The organism is Streptomyces sp. IBSNAI002, assembly GCF_052244475.1.
Lineage (GTDB): Bacteria > Actinomycetota > Actinomycetes > Streptomycetales > Streptomycetaceae > Streptomyces.
In genome coordinates this window covers 5,091,867-5,110,630 of the sequence record NZ_JBQPXG010000002.1, presented here as the reverse complement: position 1 = coordinate 5,110,630, position 18,764 = coordinate 5,091,867, and the positions used below count along the sequence as shown (strand labels likewise).

Below are 18,764 nucleotides of genomic sequence, written 5' to 3'. Positions count from 1 at the left end.
CTCACGGCTCACGATCCGGCGTTGACGTTGGCGAGGACGGCGGTGGCGATCGCCAGGACCACGGCGCCGGCGAGCAGGGCGCTCAGGTAGCTCTGCACGTTGCCGGTCTGGGCGCGGCGTACGAGGCTGCCGAGCAGCCGGGTGCTGCCGCCCGCGCCGCGGACGTACGTCTCCACGACCTCGCGGTCGAGGAAGCGGACCAGGCCGGCGGCCGCGCGGACGGGGCGGACGAAGAGCCGGTCGTAGACGGCGTCGAGGTGGAAGCCGTCCGCCGCGTGGCGGTGCAGCGGGCCGAGGAACGCCTTGCCGGGGTCGGGGGCGGAGCCGGCCGGGACGGCGGGGTGGTCGTGGGTGACCTCGGCGACCTCGGGGGTCTCCGCGGCGGACTCCGCGGCGGCGGTGGAGGCGGACAGGCCGGCTCCGTAGCCGGCTGCGGCGGCCTTGGCGGTGGCCCGCTGCCACAGGGCGTAGGTGAGCAGCGCTCCGATGACGGCGGCGCCGGTGCCGAGGACCGAGGTGGTCAGGGTCGGGGTGAGCTCTCCGGCGTCGAACCAGTCGGCGAGGGGGCCCGCCGCGAGGCCGAAGGCGGTGGACGGGATCGCCAGCAGCCACAGCACGCCGGTCATGGCGACGGGCTCCTTGCCGTGGTCGGGGGCGGCGGCGCCCCGGCCGCGGAAGGCCATCAGCCACAGCCGGGTGGCGTAGGCGGCGGTGAGCAGGGCGGTCAGCAGGCCGGCGACGAGGACCAGCCAGCCTGCGGCGCCGGGGGCGAACTCGGAGTGGCCGGTGGCGGTGTGCTCGGCGGCCACGAGGACGGCTTCCTTGGAGAAGAAGCCGGCGAACGGCGGGATCGCGGCGAGCGCGAGCAGCGCGATCGTCATCGTCCAGAAGGCGTCGGGGACGCGCTTGGCCAGGCCGTCCATACGGGACATGGCGGCCAGGGAGTTCGTACCGGCGGCGTGGATGATCACGCCCGCGCCGAGGAACAGGAGCGCCTTGAAGGCGCCGTGGGACAGGAGGTGGAAGACGGCGGCGCCGCGGTCGCCGACGGCCAGGGCCCCGGTCATGTAGCCGAGCTGGCCGACCGTGGAGTAGGCGAGTACCCGCTTGATGTCGTCCTGGGCCAGGGCGGCGAGGGCGGAGCCGACCATCGTGACGGCCGCCATGACGGCCATGACCACCAGTGCGGCGCGGGAGGCCGCGAAGACGGGGAGGAGGCGGGCGATGAAGTAGACACCGGCGGCGACCATCGTCGCGGCGTGGATCAGCGCGGAGACCGGGGTGGGGCCCGCCATGGCGTCCGGAAGCCAGGTGTGCAGCGGGAACTGCGCGGACTTGCCCGCGACTCCGGCGAGGAGCAGCAGCGCGATCAGCGTCGGGTGGTCGAGCCCGCCCGCGGCGACGGTGCCCAGGATCTTGGTGATCCGGAAGGAGCCGGCGTCGGTGGCGAGCGCGAACAGGCCGATCAGGAAGGGGACGTCGCCGAGCTTGGTGACGAGGAAGGCCTTCAGGGAGGCGGAGCGGGCCGCCTCGGTCTCCCAGTAGTGGCCGACGAGGAAGTACGAGCAGATGCCCATGACCTCCCAGCCGACCAGCAGCACCATCAGGTCGCCGGAGTAGACGACGAGCAGCATCGCGGAGGTGAACAGTGAGACCAGAGCTGCGTACGACGGGTAGCGCGGGTCGTCGCGGAGGTACGCCGTCGAGTAGAGCTGTACGCAGGTGGCGACGACCCCGACCAGGACGGCGACCAGCACGGCGAAGCCGTCCAGGTGGAGCGAGAGCTCGATCGGGACCGAGCCGGTCGGGGTCAGTTCGGTCGCGGTGTCGATCGCCTTGCCGCCGCCGTGGCGGACGGCGACGAGCACGGCCAGTACGGCGGCGCCGAGCGTCGGCAGGATCGCCAGCGGACGGACGAAGCCGGGGGCGGTGCGGCCGAAGAGCAGTCCCGCGACCGCGCCCAGGAAGGGCAGGAGGGGGACCAGGACGGCGAGGGTCGTGGTGCTCACGCGGTGACCTCGCTCGGGTTGTTCGGGGCGTTCGGGGCGGGCTCGTGGCCCTCGGCGGTGTCGCGCAGCCGGTCGACGTCCGAGGTGCCGCGGTTGCGGTACACCATCAGCACGATCGCGAGGCCGATGCCGATCTCGGCGGCGGCGATGGCGATGGTGAAGAGGGTGAGGGCCTGGCCGGCGTGCAGGGTGTCGCGCAGCCAGACGTCGAAGGCCACCAGGTTGAGGTTGACGGCGTTGAGCATCAGCTCGACGGACATCAGGACCAGGATGGCGTTGCGGCGGGCGAGCACTCCGTACAGGCCCGTGCAGAAGAGCAGCGCCGCGAGCACGGCGGGGTAGGCGAGGTGCATCAGTGCTGCCCCTTGTCACTGGCGGCGCCGTCTTCGGCGGGGGTGTTCCTGCGTGACAGCACGATGGCGCCGATCAGGGCGGCGAGGAGGAGGACGGAGAGCGCCTCGAAGGGCAGCACCCAGTGCTGGAAGAGGATCTCGCCGGAGACCTTCGTGGAGCCCTGCACCGGGCCGTCGAGGTCGATCCAGGTCGTGCGGAAGGCGTCGACGACGACCCAGACGAGTGAGACGGCGGCGACGACGGCGACGGAGAGCGCGATCCAGCGGTTGTCCGAGTCGGCGTCCGGGGAGCGGCCGATGGGGGCCTTGGTGAGCATCAGCCCGAAGAGGAGGAGGACGACCACGGAACCGAGGTAGATCAGGACTTGGACCCAGGCGATGAACTCGGCGGTCAGCAGCAGGTACTCGACGGCGATGCCGCCGAGCGCGACGACCAGCCAGAGGGCGGCGTGCACGAGCTGCTTGGTGGTGACCGTGACGAGGGCCGCGCCGAGGGTGGCGAGGCCGACGAGGACGAAGGCGATCTCGACGCCGGTCGGGGAGAGGAACCCCTGGCCCGCGGCTGCGGCGAGAGTGACGGCGGGGGTCACGCGTCTCCCTCCGGGGTGGTCGGCGGCTGGGTGGCGGCGGCTTCGGCGGCTGCTGCCGCGGCGGCGGCGGTCTCGGCCTTCTCCACGGCCTTGCGGGCGGCGGCGATCTCCTTGGGCTCCTCGGCGGCCGGGTCCAGGGCGGGCGGAGCCGGGACGGTCCACATCCACTCGCGGAGCTTGTCGCGCTCATGGGTCAGTTCGTGGATGTCGGTCTCCGCGTACTCGAACTCCGGCGACCAGAAGAGGGCGTCGAAGGGGCACACCTCGATGCAGATGCCGCAGTACATACAGAGGGAGAAGTCGATGGCGAAACGGTCGAGGACGTTGCGGCTGCGCTCGCGGCCGCCGGGGGTGGAGGCCGGGACCGTCTCCTTGTGGGAGTCGATGTAGATGCACCAGTCGGGGCACTCACGGGCGCACAGCATGCAGACCGTGCAGTTCTCCTCGAACAGTCCGATGACCCCGCGGCTGCGCGGCGGGAGCTGGGGCTGGACTTCGGGGTACTGGGCGGTGTGCGAGCGCTTCGTCATGGTCCGCAGCGTGACCGCGAGGCCCTTGGCGAGGCCGGATCCGGGGATGGGCATTACTGGATCGCCACCTTCACGATGCCGGTGAGCGCGATCTGGGCGAGCGCGAGCGGGATGAGCGTGGTCCAGGCGAGCTTCTGGAGCTGGTCCTCGCGCAGTCGGGGGTAGGTCACGCGGAGCCAGATCACGACGAAGGCGAGGACCGCGGTCTTGAGCAGGGTCCAGACCCAGCCGAAGCCGTCGGCGCCGAAGGGGCCCTGCCAGCCGCCGAGGAAGAGGACGGTGGTGAGGGCGCAGAGGACGACGATGCCGGCGTACTCGGCGAGGAGGAACAGTGCGAAGCGCAGGCCGGTGTACTCGGTGTACGCGCCGAAGATGATCTCGGAGTCGGCGACGGGCATGTCGAAGGGGGGACGCTGGAGTTCGGCGAGGCCGGCGGTGAAGAAGACGAGCGCGCCGACGATCTGCCAGGGCAGCCACCACCACTCGAAGCCCTCGACGATGCCGGGGAGGGAGACGGTCCCGGCGGCCATGGCCACGGACGCGGCGGCCAGCAGCATCGGGAGCTCGTAGGCGAGCAGCTGGGCGGCCGTGCGGAGGCCGCCGAGGAGGGAGAACTTGTTCGCGGACGCCCAGCCGGCCATGAGGGAGCCGAGGACTCCGACGCCCATGACGGCGAGCACGAAGAACACGCCTGCGTCGATGACCTGGCCGACGGCGCCCTCGCCCGGGCCGATCGGGACCGCGAGGAGGACGAGGAGGTACGGGAGCAGGGCGACGGCGGGGGCGAGCTGGAAGATCCGGCGGTCGGCGTTGGCCGGGACGATGTCTTCCTTCTGCGCGAACTTCACGCCGTCGGCGACGAGCTGGGCCCAGCCGTGGAAGCCGCCGGCGTACATCGGGCCGAGGCGGCCCTGCATGTGCGCCATCACCTTGTGCTCGGTCTGCCCGACGACGAGCGGGAGCACGAGGAAGACGGCGAAGACGATGATCAGCCGCAGGGCGACGTCGAGGACCTCGTTCACGAGTCTCCCTCCGGGGTGGTCGGCCGGGGCGCCTGCGGCGCGGGCTGGGCGTCGGGCGTGGGCTCGGGCTTCCCGTCGGGCGTGGGGTCGGGCTCGGCGTCGGGCTTGGCCTGGGGTGCGGCGTCGGGCTCGGCGTCGGGCTTGGCCTGGGGTGCGGCGTCGGGCTCGGCGTCGGGCTTTACCTGCGGGGCGGGCTCCGGTGCGGGGTCGGCCTGCGGCTCCGGCTTGGCCAGCGGGGCGGGGGCTGCGTCGGCATCCGGCTTCGGCTGCGGGGCCCGCGTGGGCTCCGGCGGTGCGAAGGCCGGCTTGGGGTCGTGCCAGGGGGCGTCGGGGCTGCTGGGGGTTGGACGGGTGGGGGCCTGGTGCTCCCGTGCCGGGTTGGTCTGGCTGGCCGAGCCTTCCGACGCCGAGCGGGTGCGGCGCGCAGGGCGGGGCGGTGTTCCGGTGCCCGGGGTCGCCTGCCCTGCCTGCCCTGATTGCGCTGCCTGGGCAGCAGGCGCCGCTGGGGCAGCTGATGCCTCCGGGGTCGTGGGGGTTGCCCGGGGCGCCTGGGACTCCGGGGTTCCCGGGACAGCAGATGTGGCTGGGGCGTCCGGGGTCGCCGGGACAGCCGGGGTTGCCTCCGTTGCCGAAGCCCCCGGGACAGCCGGGGTCGCCGACGTCCCCCGAGGCGCCTGGGACTCCGGGGTCGCCGGGGTCGCCGGGGTCGCCGGCGTCGCCGGGACAGCTTCGGTTGCCGCGGTCGCCGGGGTGGCCGGGGTTGCCGGGACAGCTTCAGTTGCCGGGGTTGCCGGGACAGCTTCAGTTGCCGGGGTCGCCGGGACAGCTTCGGTTGCCGGGGTCGCCGGGGGTGCCTGGGTGGTCGAGCCCTCTGTTACCGAGCGGGTGCGGCGGGGTGGGGCGCCCTCGCGCGGGGTGCGGGCGGCGGTGCCCGCGGCGCGCGGGGTGCGGGCCGGGCGGGTGGGGGCCGGCGGGAGCTGGCCCTTCATCGGGCCCCAGTCGTTGGGGTCCGGGACGCCCGGCGGGAGCATCTGACGGCGCTTGGGCGCGTCCGGGTCATGGGCCTCGCCCGGCTCCTTGGCACCGGGCCAGGCCTTGGCGACGCGCGCGGCCAGCACGAAGTCCTTGCGCAGCGGGTGGCCTTCGAAGTTCTCCGGGAGGAGCAGGCGGACGAGGTGCGGGTGGTCGGTGAAGACGATCCCGAACATCTCGAACGTCTCGCGCTCGTGCCATTCCGCTCCGGCGTAGACGGCTACCGCCGAGGGGAGGGAAGGGGCGGAGTGCGGGACCGTCGTGCGCAGCAGGAGGCGGCGTACGCGGTGGTTCTCCAGCGAGACCACGTGCGCGCAGATCCGGAAGCCGGTGCCGGGCTCGTCGACCGCGCTCAGCCAGTCGAAGTACGTGCAGCCCAGCTTGTCCCGGGCGATCTCCAGGGCGGAGATCCAGGAGCCGACCGGCACGTCGACGGTCAGGACGTCGTACGCGTACGAGCCCACGGCCTCCTCGCCGAAGACCGTCGCAGCCGCGTCGGGAAGGGAGTCGTAGAGGTTCACGCGCCGCTCCCGGGAGCCGGCGGGGGCGTGACCAGGCCGCTGGTGAGCTGTCCGACGGAGGGGCCGGACGCATAGCGGTCCGCGAGCGACTCCCGAGCGATCTTCTCCTGGAGCTTGAGAATTCCCTGGAGCAGCGCCTCCGGGCGCGGCGGGCAGCCGGGTACGTAGACGTCGACCGGGATGATCTGGTCGACGCCCTTGGTCACCGAGTACGAGTCCCAGTACGGGCCGCCGCAGTTGGAGCAGGCGCCGAAGGAGATGACGTACTTCGGCTCCGGCATCTGCTCGTAGAGCCGCTTCACGGCGGGCGCCATCTTGTCCGTGACCGTGCCCGAGACGATCATCAGGTCGGCCTGCCGGGGCCCCGGCGCGAACGGGATCACGCCCAGCCGGATGAAGTCGTGACGGGCCATCGACGCGGCGATGAACTCGATCGCGCAGCAGGCCAGGCCGAAGTTGAAGACCCACAGGCTGTACCGGCGGCCCCAGTTCAGGACCACCTTCATCGGTTCCGGGGCGAGCCGGGAGAGCACTCCCAGGCGCTTGGGTTCCGGGAGCAGCTCCGGCTGAGGTGTCACGTCCATTCGAGGACGCCCTTCTTGTACGCATAGAGCAGGCCGACGGCCAGGAATCCCAGGAAGATGAACATCTCGACCAGGGTCGTGGCGCCGTAGCCGGCGGCGGCGAAGACCGTCGCCCACGGGAACAGGAAGATCGAGTCGACGGCGAAGATGACGTAGAGGAACGCGTAGACGTAGTAGCGGACCTGGGTGTGCGCCCAGCCCTCGCCGACGGGGTCGACACCGCATTCGTACGTCAGCAGCTTCTCGGGGGTCGGGACCACGGGCCGCAGCAGGCGGCCGGCGGTGAACGCCACGACCACGAAGAGCACACCGAGGAGGGCGAGCAGACCGACGACCGAATAACTCCGGAAGTAGTCCGCCGCGAGCACGGTTACGGTCGATACCGTCGGTTCGGGCACGTCCGTTCCTCGCTCCTCGGTCACTGTCGTCGATCTGGTACAGGCGGGAGTCTAGGGCCTGCCTCACACAGGGTGGGGTTATCCCCCGTTCACAGCCACCCGGCCACCCCATGGCGTCCGCGGACGGCGCTTGGCAGGCTGGGCCGCATGACCACGAGCCATGACACCCCCGACAACGACCGGCCGCCCCCCGTCCGCGCCGTCTTCAGCGCCGTGACGTGGAAGGAGATCGCCCATCTGGTGAGCAACCTGCCGTTGGCGGTGGTCGGATTCGTTTACGCGGTTGTCATGGTCGCCGGAACGGGCGGTCTGTCCGTGACCGCGATCGGACTTCCGCTGCTCGCATGTGGTCTCTGGTTGTCCCGGCAGTTGGGACGGCTGGACCGGGCACGGGCCCGGGCGCTCCTGGGCGTACGGGTGGACGAGCCGACGCCGATTCCCGGCCCGCGGCGTGCGGGCGGGTTCTTCCCCTGGCTGTGGACGAGCATCAAGGACCCGGTCGGCTGGCGGACGGTGCTGTACCAGCTGGTCCGGCTCCCGTGGGGAGTGCTCACCTTCACGGTAGCCCTGACCGGGCTGTTCGTGCTGTGGCCGGTGCTGCCGTACGTGGTGCGGCTGCTCGCGAACGCGGACCGGGCGATGGTGCGGGGGCTGTTGTCGCCCTCCGACGACCTGGAACGGCGGATCGCGGAGCTGGAGTCGGACCGGGGCGTGGTGGTCGATACGGCGGCGGCCGACCTGCGGCGCATCGAGCGGGACCTGCACGACGGGGCGCAGGCGCGGCTGGTGGCGCTGGCCATGGGTCTGGGCCTGGCGAAGGAGAAGCTGCTGGAGGACCCGGAGGGTGCGGCGGCGATGGTCGACGAGGCCCACGGGGAGGTCAAGCTGGCGCTCCAGGAGCTACGGGACCTCGCGCGCGGGATCCATCCGGCGGTGCTGACCGACCGGGGGCTGGACGCGGCGCTGTCTTCGGTGGCGGCGCGGTGCGTGGTGCCGGTGAAGGTGGCGGTGGATCTGCCGGCGCGGCCGGCGGAGGCGATCGAGGGGATCGCGTACTTCGTGGTGTCGGAGCTGCTGCAGAACGTGAGCAAGCACGCGGGGGCCGCTGCGCGGGGCGCGACGGTGGAGGTGTGGCGGGCCGGGGAGCGGCTGCTGATCCGGGTGACGGATGACGGGCGCGGCGGTGCGGATGCCTCCCGGGGGTCGGGGATGGCGGGGCTCGCGGAGCGGTTGGGGGCGGTGGACGGGGTGTTCGTCGTGGACTCGCCGGAGGGGGAGGGGACGGTGGTCACGGCGGAGCTGCCGTGGCGGGGGCGGGGGTAGTCGGCGGGGCCGCTGGGGCGCTGGGGCGCTGGGCCGCTGGGTCGTCCGTGGTGTGTAGCGGGGCTTCCGTCCGGGTGGGCGGGGGTCCCGTTTTCGTCTTCCGTGGGGGTGGCCCGGGCCTGAGCGCTGGGCTCGGGTGCGGCGCCGTTGCCGGGGCTCCGCCCCGGACCCCGCGCCTCAAACGCCGGCGGGGCTGGATTTGCCCCGGCTTCGATCCACACGCCGGCGGGGCTGGATTCGGCTGGGGGTGGGGTTAACCCCCCGGTGGGGAGGCCTACGGGCCGGATGGTTTGGCGGGGGTGGGGGCGGGAGGGTGGAGGGGTAGTGCCGAGACGGGAAAGGGTGGGTCCGGAGATGGATGACGGTATGGGTTCGGGTGCGGGGTTCCGGGCTGTGGTGCGGGCGCCGGTGGCGGGGCGGACCTGGCGGGAGTTCGGGTACCTGTTGATCGGGCTGCCGCTGAGCATCCTGTACTTCTCGCTCGCCGTCACCGGCCTGAGCCTCGGCGCCGGGCTGCTCGTCACCTTCCTCGGGGTTCCGGTGCTCGCCGGGGTGCTCGCGATGTGCCGCGGGTTCGGCCGGCTGGAGCGGGCCCGGGTGCGGACCCTGCTCCGGGCCGACATCGCCGAGCCCGCGCCGATCCGGGCCCGCAAGGGCGGGGCCCTGTCCGCGATGGGGGCGCTGCTCAAGAGCGGGAGTGCCTGGCGGCACGTGCTGTACTCCGTGATCCACTTCCCGTGGGCGATCTTCGCCTTCTGCACGGCGCTGGTGTTCTGGACGACCGGCTGGTCCCTGCTGCTGTACCCGCTCTGGTTCTGGGTCTTCCCGGCCTACACCAACCAGCCCGGGCTCCAGCTCTTCCAGAACGGCGACTACTCCTTCTACCTCGACTCCCCCGGCGCGATCGCCCTCACCTTCCTGGTCGGGGCGGCCTTCACCCTCGCGACGCCGTGGGTGCTGCGGGCGCTGACCGCCGTCGACCGGGTGGTGGTGGGCGGGCTGCTGGGGCCGTCGCGGCTGGCCAGCCGGGTGACCGAGCTGGAGTCCGACCGCGGGGTGGTCGTGGACACCGCGGCCGCCGACCTGCGGCGCATCGAGCGCGATCTGCACGACGGGGCGCAGGCCCGGCTGGCGGCCCTCGCGATGGACCTGGGGCTGGCGAAGGAGAAGGTGACCGAGGACCCGGTGGCCGCCGCCCGGATGGTGGACGAGGCACACGGGGAGGTGAAGATCGCCTTGCAGGAGCTGCGCGACCTGGCCCGCGGGATCCACCCGGCGGTGCTGACCGACCGGGGGCTGGACGCGGCGCTGTCCTCGGTGGCGGCACGGTGTGCCGTTCCGGTACGGGTCACCGTGGACCTCCCGGCCCGGCCGACGGCGGCCATCGAGGGGATCGCGTACTTCACGGTCTCGGAGCTGCTGCAGAACGTCAGCAAGCACGCGCGGGCCAGGGTCGCCAGCGTGGAAGTGTGGAAGTCCGGGGAGCGGCTGCTGGTGCAGGTCTCCGACGACGGCCGGGGCGGGGCGGGCACGGGCACGGATGCGGGGACCGGCGACGGTGCGGGGACCGGCGACGGGAGCGGGCTGGCGGGGCTGGCCGAGCGGCTGGACGCCGTGGACGGGATCCTCGTCGTCGACTCCCCCGAGGGGGTGGGGACCACGGTGACCGCAGAGCTCCCCTGGCGGGCCTGAGCAGTCAGGAGAACGCAGGAAAACAGGGACGCGGCTGAAGTCGTGACCGAGGTCCGGGCCGATCGGCCCGGACCCCCTTGTTTTCCCGGCCCCGCGCGCCCCCGGACCCCTCCCGTACGCCCGCCGGCGCCCCGCCTGCGCCCCGCAGGCGGCTGAAACTCCCCCGTGTGCCCACTCGTTGTCCCGGCTCCGCCTGGATCCGGCCTCGAGGCTGGGATGCTTGGCTGAGTCAGGGAGTGCGGGATGAGTGGACGCGGGAGCTGCTGAATCGTGGACGACAGGGTGCGGGTGGTCATCGCCGAGGACTCGGTACTGCTGCGTGAGGGCCTGACCCGGCTGCTGACCGACCGGGGGCACGAGGTCGTGGCGGGCGTCGGGGACGCGGAAGCCCTGATCAAGACGGTGTCGGACCTCGCGGGGCAGGACGTGCGCCGGACGTGGTGGTCGCCGACGTGCGGATGCCGCCGACGCACACCGACGAGGGCGTACGGGCCGCCGTACGGCTGCGCCGCGACTACCCCGGGGTCGGGGTGCTCGTGTTGTCGCAGTACGTGGAGGAGCAGTACGCCACCGAACTGCTGGCCGGTTCCAGCACCGGGGTGGGGTACCTGCTCAAGGACCGGGTGGCCGATGTGCGCGAGTTCCTGGACGCGGTGGTGCGGGTGGCCCGGGGCGGTACCGCCCTGGACCCCGAGGTCGTCGCCCAGCTGCTCGGGCGCAGCCGGAAGCAGGACGTGCTGGCGGGTCTGACGCCGCGCGAGCGCGAGGTACTGGGCCTGATGGCCGAAGGACGCACGAATTCCGCCGTGGCGAAGCAGTTGGTCGTGAGCGACGGAGCGGTGGAGAAGCACGTCAGCAACATCTTCATGAAGTTGGGCCTGTCGCCGAGTGACGGGGATCACCGGCGTGTACTGGCCGTTCTCACCTATCTGAAATCTTGATCGACTGACACTCTGTCAGATATGGCATACCGGTCGGGCCGTCTCGAGGGGCGGTCCAACGGTCCAGAATGTGGCCGCCCCGGAAGAGCCGACCGTCGTAGGGTTGGTTCTGGGGGTGCCCACGCCTCGAAGGAGGTCCAGTTCAGTGACCAGCCAGGTCAGTAGCCCAGCCGAGCAGGCCGACGGGGCTGGGGGTGCGGTTGTCGCAGGGCAGCGCACCCCGGCGAGTCCGGGCGGCAAGGAAGTCCGCCGTCTCGATCGCGTGATCATCCGGTTCGCGGGTGACTCGGGTGACGGTATGCAACTCACCGGTGACCGGTTCACCTCGGAGACGGCGTCGTTCGGGAACGACCTCTCGACCCTCCCGAACTTCCCCGCCGAGATCCGCGCCCCCGCCGGAACCCTGCCGGGCGTGTCCTCCTTCCAGCTGCACTTCGCCGACCACGACATCCTCACGCCCGGGGACGCCCCGAACGTGCTGGTCGCGATGAACCCGGCCGCCCTGAAGGCGAACATCGGCGACGTGCCGCGCGGCGCGGAGATCATCATCAACACGGATGAGTTCACCAAGCGCCCGATGGCCAAGGTCGGCTACGAGACCTCCCCCCTCGAGGACGGCTCGCTGGCCGCCTACAACCTGCACCCCGTCCCGCTGACCACCCTCACCATCGAGGCGCTGAAGGACTTCGGGCTCTCCCGCAAGGAGGCCGAGCGCAGCAAGAACATGTTCGCGCTGGGCCTGCTGTCCTGGATGTACCACCGGCCGACAGAGGGCACGGAGAGCTTCCTGCGGCAGAAGTTCGCGAAGAAGCCGCAGATCGCCGAGGCGAACGTGGCCGCGTTCCGCGCGGGCTGGAACTTCGGGGAGACGACGGAGGACTTCGCGGTCTCCTACGAGGTCGCCCCGGCCACCCGGGCCTTCCCGACCGGCACCTACCGCAACATCTCGGGGAACCTGGCCCTGTCCTACGGCCTGATCGCGGCGAGCCGGCAGGCGGACCTGCCGCTCTACCTGGGCTCCTACCCGATCACCCCGGCCTCGGACATCCTGCACGAGCTGAGCAAGCACAAGAACTTCGGCGTACGCACCTTCCAGGCCGAGGACGAGATCGCGGGCATCGGCGCCGCCCTGGGTGCCGCGTTCGGCGGGGCCCTGGGCGTGACCACGACCTCCGGGCCCGGCGTGGCCCTGAAGTCCGAGACGATCGGCCTCGCGGTCTCCCTGGAGCTGCCGCTGCTGATCGTGGACATCCAGCGCGGCGGCCCCTCCACCGGCCTGCCGACCAAGACGGAGCAGGCCGACCTGCTCCAGGCGATGTACGGGCGCAACGGCGAGGCCCCGGTGCCGATCGTCGCCCCGCGCACCCCGGCGGACTGCTTCGACGCCGCCCTGGACGCGGCCCGGATCGCGCTGACCTACCGGACGCCGGTCTTCCTGCTCTCGGACGGCTACCTCGCCAACGGGTCCGAGCCCTGGCGGATCCCCGACATCGCCGACCTGCCCGACCTCACGACCCAGTTCGCCGCCGGCCCCAACCACGAGCTGGCGGACGGCACCGAGGTGTTCTGGCCGTACAAGCGCGACCCGCAGACGCTGGCCCGCCCGTGGGCGGTCCCCGGCACGCCCGGTCTCGAGCACCGCATCGGCGGCATCGAGAAGCAGGACGGCACCGGCAACATCTCGTACGACCCCGCCAACCACGACCTGATGGTCCGCACCCGCCAGGCCAAGATCGACGGCATCCTCGTCCCCGACCTGGAGGTCGACGACCCCGACCAGGCCCGCACCCTCGTGCTGGGCTGGGGCTCCACCTACGGCCCGGTCACGGCCGCGGTCCGCCGCCTGCGGGCGGCCGGTCTGCCCATCGCACAGGCCCACCTGCGCCACCTCAACCCCTTCCCGAGGAATCTCGGAGAGGTCCTGAAGCGTTACCAGAAGGTAGTGGTGCCGGAGATGAACCTCGGGCAGCTCGCCACCCTGATCCGGGCGAAATACCTGGTGGACGCCCAGTCGTACAACCAGGTCAACGGAATGCCGTTCAAGGCGGAGCAGCTCGCGAAGGTTCTCGAGGAGGCCATCAATGACTGAGGTGACCGACGCCCCGTCCCTGCTCTCGCTGGTGCCGAAGGCCGAAGCCGCGCAGTCGGCCAAGGACTTCAAGTCGGACCAGGAGGTCCGCTGGTGCCCCGGCTGCGGTGACTACGCCGTTCTCGCGGCCGTGCAGGGCTTCATGCCCGAGCTCGGCCTCGCGAAGGAGAACATCGTCTTCGTCTCGGGCATCGGCTGCTCCTCCCGCTTCCCGTACTACATGAACACGTACGGGATGCACTCGATCCACGGCCGCGCCCCGGCCATCGCCACGGGCCTTGCCACCTCCCGCCGCGACCTGTCGGTGTGGGTGGTCACGGGCGACGGCGACGCGCTCTCCATCGGCGGGAACCACCTCATCCACGCCCTGCGGCGCAACGTCAACCTCAAGATCCTGCTGTTCAACAACCGGATCTACGGTCTGACGAAGGGGCAGTACTCCCCCACCTCCGAGGTCGGCAAGATCACCAAGTCGACCCCGATGGGCTCGCTGGACGCGCCGTTCAACCCGGTGTCCCTGGCCATCGGCGCGGAGGCCTCCTTCGTGGCGCGCACGGTGGACTCCGACCGCAAGCACCTCACCGAGGTGCTGCGCGCGGCCGCCGAGCACCAGGGCACGGCGCTGGTGGAGATCTACCAGAACTGCAACATCTTCAACGACGGCGCGTTCGAGGTCCTGAAGGACCGGGAGCAGGCGCAGGAGGCCGTGATCCGGCTGGAGCACGGGCAGCCGGTCCGGTTCGGCACCGACGGCCACAAGGGCGTCGTCCGGGACCCGGCCACCGGTGACCTCCAGGTCGTCACGGTCACCGCGGAGAACGAGTCGCGGATCGTGGTCCACGACGCGTACGGCGCCAGCCCGACCACCGCCTTCGCGCTGTCGCGCCTGGCCGATCCCGACACCCTCCACCACACCCCCATCGGGGTGTTCCGGAGCGTCGAGCGGCCCGTCTACGACACGCTGATGGCCGAGCAGCTCGACACGGCCGTCGACCGCAAGGGCAAGGGCGACCTGGCCTCCCTGCTGACCGGCACGGACACCTGGACGGTCGTGGGCTGACCCACCCCGTACGTCGCGCGCGAAGCGGAGCCCGGCCCCCTGGGGGCCGGGCTCCGGCGCGTCGCGGCGGGTTTCGCCAGATGTCATGAGTATCTCGTGCGAACGGGCATGACATCCGGGTCGTACGGCGTTACCGTCGTGAGGTTGGCTGAAAGTCGTACAGGAGGACCCGTGAAGGCAGAGACCGATCAGCGCGCGGGTTTGCTCTACGGATTCGGCGCGTACGGAATGTGGGGACTCGTCCCTCTCTTCTGGCCGCTGCTCCAGCCTTCGGGAGCCATCGAGATCCTGGCCCACCGCATGGTGTGGTCGCTGGCCGTGGTCGGTCTGGCGCTGCTCGTGGTGCGCCGCTGGGGCTGGATACGGGAGCTGCTGCGCGAGCCCCGCAAGCTCGCGCTGACCACGCTCGCCGCCTCGGTGATCACCGTGAACTGGGGCCTGTACATCTGGTCCGTCAACAACGGCCACGTCGTCGAGTCGAGCCTCGGCTACTTCATCAATCCGCTGGTCAGCATCGCGATGGGGGTGCTGGTGCTCGGCGAGCGGCTGCGCCGCACGCAGTGGGTGGCGGTCGGCATCAGCTTCGTCGCGGTGCTGGTGCTCGCCATCGGCTACGGGCGGCCTCCGTGGATCTCGCTGGTCCTGGCGTGCTCCTTCGCGACGTACGGGCTGATCAAGAAGAAGCTCAACATGGGCGGCCTGGAGTCGCTGACCGCCGAGACGGCCGTGCTCTTCCTGCCCGCCCTCGGCTACCTGCTGTGGCTCGGCGCGCAGGGCCAGTCCACCTTCACCTCGCAGGGCGCCGGACACACGCTCCTGCTGGCCTCGACCGGGCTCGTCACCGCGATCCCGCTGGTGTGCTTCGGGGCGGCGGCGATCCGGGTCCCGCTGTCCACCCTCGGGCTGCTCCAGTACCTCGCGCCGGTGTTCCAGTTCGGGCTCGGCGTCCTCTACTTCCACGAGGCGATGCCGCCCGAGCGGTGGGCCGGATTCTCCCTGGTGTGGGCCGCGCTCGCGCTGCTGACCTGGGACGCCCTGGGCAGGGCCCGCCGTTCCCGGGCCGCGCTCGCCGCCGCGATGCCGCCCGTCTCCGCACCGGCCCGCGAGCCCGCGTAACGCGCTCGCGCAGGGCTCCGGAACGGCTCCGGCAGGGCCTGCGCGGAGCCCGCACCAGCCGGCACCCGGCCACCACGATCCCCGTTACTGAACCCCAGTAGCGGGGATCGTCCGTTTTCCGAACCCCCCTGACCGAATTGTGGTCTTGACGGATTGTCATGCTCTCGCTGACCATCGGGCTCGCACAGACGCACTATCGCTCACCTGCTCTATCCCCATAGTTCCGTCACATCCCCGCGGAATCCCGGAGCCCCCACATGAGCCTGTCCGTCTCCCGGCGCCTCGCCGCCGTGACCGCGTTCGCGGTCGCCGGCCTGTTCGCCGCCACCACTCCCGCCGCTCTGGCCGCCCCGACGGCGGTCGCCGCGGCGCCCACGCCGCCCGACATCCCGCTGGCCAACGTCAAGGCCCACCTCACGCAGCTGTCGACGATCGCCGCCAACAACGGCGGCAACCGCGCCCACGGCCGGACCGGCTACAAGGCCTCGATCGACTACGTGAAGGCCAAGCTCGACGCGGCCGGCTTCACGACCACCCTGCAGACCTTCACCTCCAGCGGCGCCACCGGCTACAACCTGATAGCCGACTGGCCGGGCGGTGACCCGAACTCGGTCCTGATGGCGGGCGCGCACCTGGACTCGGTGTCCTCGGGCGCGGGCATCAACGACAACGGCTCCGGCAGCGCGGCCGTGCTGGAGACGGCCCTGGCCGTCTCCCGGGCCGGTCTCCAGCCGACGAAGCACCTGCGGTTCGGCTGGTGGGGAGCGGAGGAGCTGGGCCTCGTCGGTTCGAAGTACTACGTCAACAACCTGCCGGCCGCCGAGCGCGCGAAGTTCTCCGGGTACCTGAACTTCGACATGATCGGCTCGCCGAACCCGGGCTACTTCGTCTACGACGACGACCCGACCATCGAGCAGACGTTCAAGAACTACTACGCGGGCCTCGGCGTCCCGACCGAGATCGAGACCGAGGGCGACGGCCGTTCGGACCACGCCTCGTTCAAGAACGTCGGCATCCCGGTCGGCGGCCTGTTCACCGGCGCCAGCAACTCGAAGTCCTCGGCGCAGGCGCAGAAGTGGGGCGGCACGGCCGGGCAGGCCTTCGACCGCTGCTACCACTCGTCCTGCGACAACACGGCGAACATCAACGACACCGCCCTGGACCGCAACTCCGACGCCGTCGCCTACGCGATCTGGACCCTCGGCGCGGCCACCCCGGTCCCGCCGGGCCCGTCCTTCGAGAACACCGCGGACGTGAACATCCCGGACTCCCCCGCCGCCGCGGTGAACTCGCCGGTCACCGTGTCCGGTGTCGCGGGCAACGCCCCGGCCACCACCAAGGTGGACGTCAACATCGTCCACACCTACCGCGGTGACCTGGTGGTGGACCTGGTCGCGCCCGACGGCACGGTCTACAACCTGCACAACCGCAGCGGCGGCAGCGCCGACAACCTCGTCCAGTCCTACACCGTGAACGCCTCCGCAGAGGTCGCCAACGGGACCTGGAACCTCCGGGTGAGGGACGCGGCCGCGCAGGACGTCGGCTACGTCAACAGCTGGAAGATCACCTTCTAGCGCCGGTCGGAACCGCGCGAGGCGGGCTGCGGGTCCTGTATGCGGGCCCGCAGCTCCTCGGCGACCGCCCCGATGTCGGCGAGGCCCAGCTTCGCCGCCTCGACCAGATCGCCCAGCACCTCGGGCGAGGGCAGCTGGCCGGCCCCGGCCACGCGCAGGTACGAGCGGGTCGCGGCGGCGGCGTAGAACTCGTTCATCGGGGATTCCAGCGCCGGGCACACCGCGAGGGTGTGCAGAAACGCGGCGGCCCGCCACGCGGTGTCCGGGGCGGGCTGTTCGGGCACCAGGACGAGGTCGTTCTGGTGCCGGGCGACCGCGGCGGCCACCCCGGAGGGGTCCCATACGGCCGGGTCGGACGGGAGATGGTGGGCGAGAGCGGTCCAGGCCCACTCCATGGTGATCTTCAATTGCCGAAACGCTCCTGGAAGTAGCCCCAGTGGTCGGCGAACTCCTCGATGCCGGACAGGAAGTTCTTCCGGTCCTCGTCGAGTTCGCGTTCCGTGACCTCGGTGATCAGCGCGGTGACCGTCGTGCCCAGCGCCGCCGCGCGCGCCTTCAGGCGTTCGTGGAAGTCCTCGTCCAGGCGGATGGTGACGTGTCTCGACATGCCCAACACCGTACAGCGGCCCTGCTGTACGGGGTACGGGAATGCCGGAAGGGCGGGCAGGGACACAGTCCCCGCCCACCCTTCCGGCATGGTGGCATGGCAGCCCGGAGGCCCGGAGGCTACTTGGCGGAGTCCGCCGTCTTCACCAGCTGGTCCTTGGTGACCGCGCCGACGTAGACCTTGCCGTCGTCCGTGATCAGGGCGTTGACCAGGCGGGTGGAGAAGATGCGGCCCTCGCCGAACTTCCCGGAGACCTTGTCACCGAGGGAGTCGAGGAACTGCTTCGCCTCCTTCGGCGCGTTCTTGTCGTTCGCGGACTTCTCGAGGTCCGTAAGGCCCTTGCCGGCTCCCGTGTTGATCTGCGCCACCGTGGCCCAGCCCTCGCCGAGGACCTTCACCTCGCCCTTGCCGTTCGCACCGCCGGTGAGGGCGTCCAGGCCCGGGAAGGACTCCAGGGCCTTGAACTCCTTCCCGTGCTCGCCCCTGCCCCGCTCGTCCGAGCCCTCGGTCACCTTGGCGCCCTTGGGCGGGGTGAAGGCGAAGGTGTCGGCGGACGGCTTGGCGAAGTCCACCTTGGTGAAGCCCGCGTCCACGATCGGCTTGCCGCCCTGCGAGGACAGCAGCTGCACGCGCAGCGGCACGCCGTTCTTGGCGTCGACGGCGATCTGGATCGAGCCGACCGTGGAGCCGGCCTGCTTGGGCTTGAGCACCAGCTGGTAGGCGTCCCGCCCGGCGACCTGGGCGGTGTCGCCCACGCCGACGTCCGTGGTCGTGCCGGCGGCCTTCAGGACCTCCTCGGCCAGCTGCTGGGGCGAGGCGGCGAGACGGTCGGCCGCCTTCTTGTCCTCCGGGGCGCCGGCGGCGTTCTTCTCGTGGAAGACCTCGTTCGACTTGGAGGCGTAGCCCCAGACGTCGGCGCCGTTGTGGATCAGGCTGTACTCGTCCTTGCCGTCCAGGAAGGTCAGCTTCTGGCGGTCCGGGCCGTCGGCCGCGACCCGGAAGGTGTGCGTGCCGCTGGCCAGCTGTGCGACCTTGTCCTCCGGAGCGGCGGAGCCCGTGGCGACACCGCTGCCGCCGAGCAGACCGCCGGCGATCGTCGGCAGGCCCAGGTCGGTGCTGATCTTGGCGGTGCCGGACAGCTCCTGGACGTCCGAGGCCGCGATCTTCTCGATGAGCTGCTGCGCCGTCACCTTCGGCAGGTCGGGGCCGCCGGCGTTGGCGAAGGCCGGGACCATCGCGACGGTCGCCGCGGCCACACCTGCCACCGCGACCGGTACGGCGTACCGGGCGACCTTGCGAGAAGTCTTCGTGTTCGCTGACATG

The 18,764-nt window shown here is 71.4% G+C and carries 17 protein-coding genes and 1 pseudogene; 7 read left to right on the top strand and 11 right to left on the bottom strand.

What is annotated here, in order from left to right:
• Positions 1-8 precede the first annotated feature (8 nt).
• The 8 genes from ACTVZO_RS24765 to ACTVZO_RS24730 are packed head-to-tail and all read right to left on the bottom strand — an operon-like array spanning position 9 to position 7,039.
• On the bottom strand, positions 9-2,009 hold the full coding sequence (locus tag ACTVZO_RS24765) for an NADH-quinone oxidoreductase subunit 5 family protein (RefSeq protein WP_443300473.1): 2,001 nt from the start codon (positions 2,007-2,009) through the stop codon (positions 9-11).
• Positions 2,006-2,362: an NADH-quinone oxidoreductase subunit NuoK gene (gene nuoK / locus ACTVZO_RS24760; RefSeq protein WP_443300472.1), complete on the bottom strand. Its 357-nt coding sequence runs from the start codon at positions 2,360-2,362 to the stop codon at positions 2,006-2,008. Before nuoK ends, ACTVZO_RS24765 begins: the two co-directional genes overlap by 4 nt.
• Positions 2,362-2,952 carry an NADH-quinone oxidoreductase subunit J family protein gene (locus tag ACTVZO_RS24755; RefSeq protein WP_443300471.1) on the bottom strand — a complete coding sequence of 197 codons (591 nt, stop codon included), beginning with the start codon at positions 2,950-2,952 and terminating at the stop codon, positions 2,362-2,364. The genes nuoK and ACTVZO_RS24755 overlap by 1 nt, the downstream gene beginning before the upstream one ends.
• Positions 2,949-3,536 (bottom strand): NuoI/complex I 23 kDa subunit family protein, encoded by a 588-nt coding sequence (locus tag ACTVZO_RS24750; RefSeq protein WP_443300470.1) that lies wholly within the window; start codon positions 3,534-3,536, stop codon positions 2,949-2,951. The genes ACTVZO_RS24755 and ACTVZO_RS24750 overlap by 4 nt, the downstream gene beginning before the upstream one ends.
• On the bottom strand, positions 3,536-4,504 hold the full coding sequence (locus ACTVZO_RS24745) for a complex I subunit 1/NuoH family protein (RefSeq protein WP_443300469.1): 969 nt from the start codon (positions 4,502-4,504) through the stop codon (positions 3,536-3,538). Before ACTVZO_RS24745 ends, ACTVZO_RS24750 begins: the two co-directional genes overlap by 1 nt.
• Positions 4,501-6,057 (bottom strand): NADH-quinone oxidoreductase subunit C, encoded by a 1,557-nt coding sequence (locus ACTVZO_RS24740; protein ID WP_443300468.1) that lies wholly within the window; start codon positions 6,055-6,057, stop codon positions 4,501-4,503. Before ACTVZO_RS24740 ends, ACTVZO_RS24745 begins: the two co-directional genes overlap by 4 nt.
• On the bottom strand, positions 6,054-6,641 hold the full coding sequence (locus tag ACTVZO_RS24735) for an NADH-quinone oxidoreductase subunit B (protein WP_443300467.1): 588 nt from the start codon (positions 6,639-6,641) through the stop codon (positions 6,054-6,056). The genes ACTVZO_RS24740 and ACTVZO_RS24735 overlap by 4 nt, the downstream gene beginning before the upstream one ends.
• Positions 6,632-7,039, bottom strand: a complete 408-nt coding sequence (locus tag ACTVZO_RS24730; RefSeq protein WP_443300466.1) for an NADH-quinone oxidoreductase subunit A — start codon at positions 7,037-7,039, stop codon at positions 6,632-6,634. The genes ACTVZO_RS24735 and ACTVZO_RS24730 overlap by 10 nt, the downstream gene beginning before the upstream one ends.
• 147 nt (positions 7,040-7,186) lie before the next feature.
• Here ACTVZO_RS24730 and ACTVZO_RS24725 point away from each other — a divergent pair, with 147 nt between their 5' ends.
• From ACTVZO_RS24725 to ACTVZO_RS24695, 7 genes and pseudogenes are all read left to right on the top strand, one after another.
• A complete protein-coding gene (locus ACTVZO_RS24725) occupies positions 7,187-8,362 on the top strand; it encodes a sensor histidine kinase (protein ID WP_443300465.1) in 1,176 nt (391 codons plus the stop codon).
• Between the two features lie 354 nt (positions 8,363-8,716).
• Entirely contained in the window at positions 8,717-10,054 is a 1,338-nt protein-coding gene (locus ACTVZO_RS24720; protein ID WP_443300464.1) for a sensor histidine kinase, read from the top strand.
• Between the two features lie 282 nt (positions 10,055-10,336).
• Positions 10,337-10,995, top strand: a pseudogene (locus ACTVZO_RS24715) (response regulator transcription factor).
• 145 nt (positions 10,996-11,140) lie between these two features.
• Positions 11,141-13,084, top strand: coding sequence for a 2-oxoacid:acceptor oxidoreductase subunit alpha (locus ACTVZO_RS24710; protein WP_443300463.1), 1,944 nt, complete (start codon positions 11,141-11,143; stop codon positions 13,082-13,084).
• A complete protein-coding gene (locus ACTVZO_RS24705; protein ID WP_443300462.1) occupies positions 13,077-14,144 on the top strand; it encodes a 2-oxoacid:ferredoxin oxidoreductase subunit beta in 1,068 nt (355 codons plus the stop codon). Before ACTVZO_RS24710 ends, ACTVZO_RS24705 begins: the two co-directional genes overlap by 8 nt.
• A gap of 228 nt (positions 14,145-14,372) precedes the next feature.
• Complete coding sequence (gene rarD, locus ACTVZO_RS24700; RefSeq protein ID WP_443303258.1) at positions 14,373-15,260, top strand: EamA family transporter RarD; 888 nt, start codon at positions 14,373-14,375, stop codon at positions 15,258-15,260.
• Between the two features lie 257 nt (positions 15,261-15,517).
• A complete protein-coding gene (locus ACTVZO_RS24695) occupies positions 15,518-16,834 on the top strand; it encodes a M28 family metallopeptidase (RefSeq protein ID WP_443300461.1) in 1,317 nt (438 codons plus the stop codon).
• Here ACTVZO_RS24695 and ACTVZO_RS24690 read toward each other — a convergent pair.
• The 3 genes from ACTVZO_RS24690 to ACTVZO_RS24680 form a co-directional block, all read right to left on the bottom strand.
• Positions 16,831-17,241: a hypothetical protein gene (locus ACTVZO_RS24690; RefSeq protein WP_384223814.1), complete on the bottom strand. Its 411-nt coding sequence runs from the start codon at positions 17,239-17,241 to the stop codon at positions 16,831-16,833. The genes ACTVZO_RS24695 and ACTVZO_RS24690 overlap by 4 nt on opposite strands.
• Positions 17,238-17,441, bottom strand: a complete 204-nt coding sequence (locus ACTVZO_RS24685; protein WP_326588561.1) for a hypothetical protein — start codon at positions 17,439-17,441, stop codon at positions 17,238-17,240. The genes ACTVZO_RS24690 and ACTVZO_RS24685 overlap by 4 nt, the downstream gene beginning before the upstream one ends.
• A gap of 119 nt (positions 17,442-17,560) precedes the next feature.
• The gene (locus ACTVZO_RS24680) at positions 17,561-18,763 is read right to left on the bottom strand and encodes a LolA family protein (RefSeq protein ID WP_443300460.1); all 1,203 of its coding nucleotides are present in this window, start codon (positions 18,761-18,763) and stop codon (positions 17,561-17,563) included.
• Between the last annotated feature and the right edge of the window lies 1 nt (position 18,764).

Excerpts from the sequence above, each read along its gene's own strand:
- ACTVZO_RS24725 (WP_443300465.1), top strand. The coding sequence starts at position 7,187 with ATGACCACGAGCCATGACACCCCCGACAACGACCGGCCGCCCCCCGTC.
- nuoK (WP_443300472.1), bottom strand. The coding sequence starts at position 2,362 with ATGCACCTCGCCTACCCCGCCGTGCTCGCGGCGCTGCTCTTCTGCACG.
- ACTVZO_RS24705 (WP_443300462.1), top strand. The coding sequence starts at position 13,077 with ATGACTGAGGTGACCGACGCCCCGTCCCTGCTCTCGCTGGTGCCGAAG.
- ACTVZO_RS24685 (WP_326588561.1), bottom strand. The coding sequence starts at position 17,441 with ATGTCGAGACACGTCACCATCCGCCTGGACGAGGACTTCCACGAACGC.
- ACTVZO_RS24750 (WP_443300470.1), bottom strand. The coding sequence starts at position 3,536 with ATGCCCATCCCCGGATCCGGCCTCGCCAAGGGCCTCGCGGTCACGCTG.
- ACTVZO_RS24680 (WP_443300460.1), bottom strand. The coding sequence starts at position 18,763 with ATGTCAGCGAACACGAAGACTTCTCGCAAGGTCGCCCGGTACGCCGTA.
- ACTVZO_RS24735 (WP_443300467.1), bottom strand. The coding sequence starts at position 6,641 with ATGGACGTGACACCTCAGCCGGAGCTGCTCCCGGAACCCAAGCGCCTG.
- ACTVZO_RS24695 (WP_443300461.1), top strand. The coding sequence starts at position 15,518 with ATGAGCCTGTCCGTCTCCCGGCGCCTCGCCGCCGTGACCGCGTTCGCG.
- ACTVZO_RS24720 (WP_443300464.1), top strand. The coding sequence starts at position 8,717 with ATGGATGACGGTATGGGTTCGGGTGCGGGGTTCCGGGCTGTGGTGCGG.
- rarD (WP_443303258.1), top strand. The coding sequence starts at position 14,373 with ATGTGGGGACTCGTCCCTCTCTTCTGGCCGCTGCTCCAGCCTTCGGGA.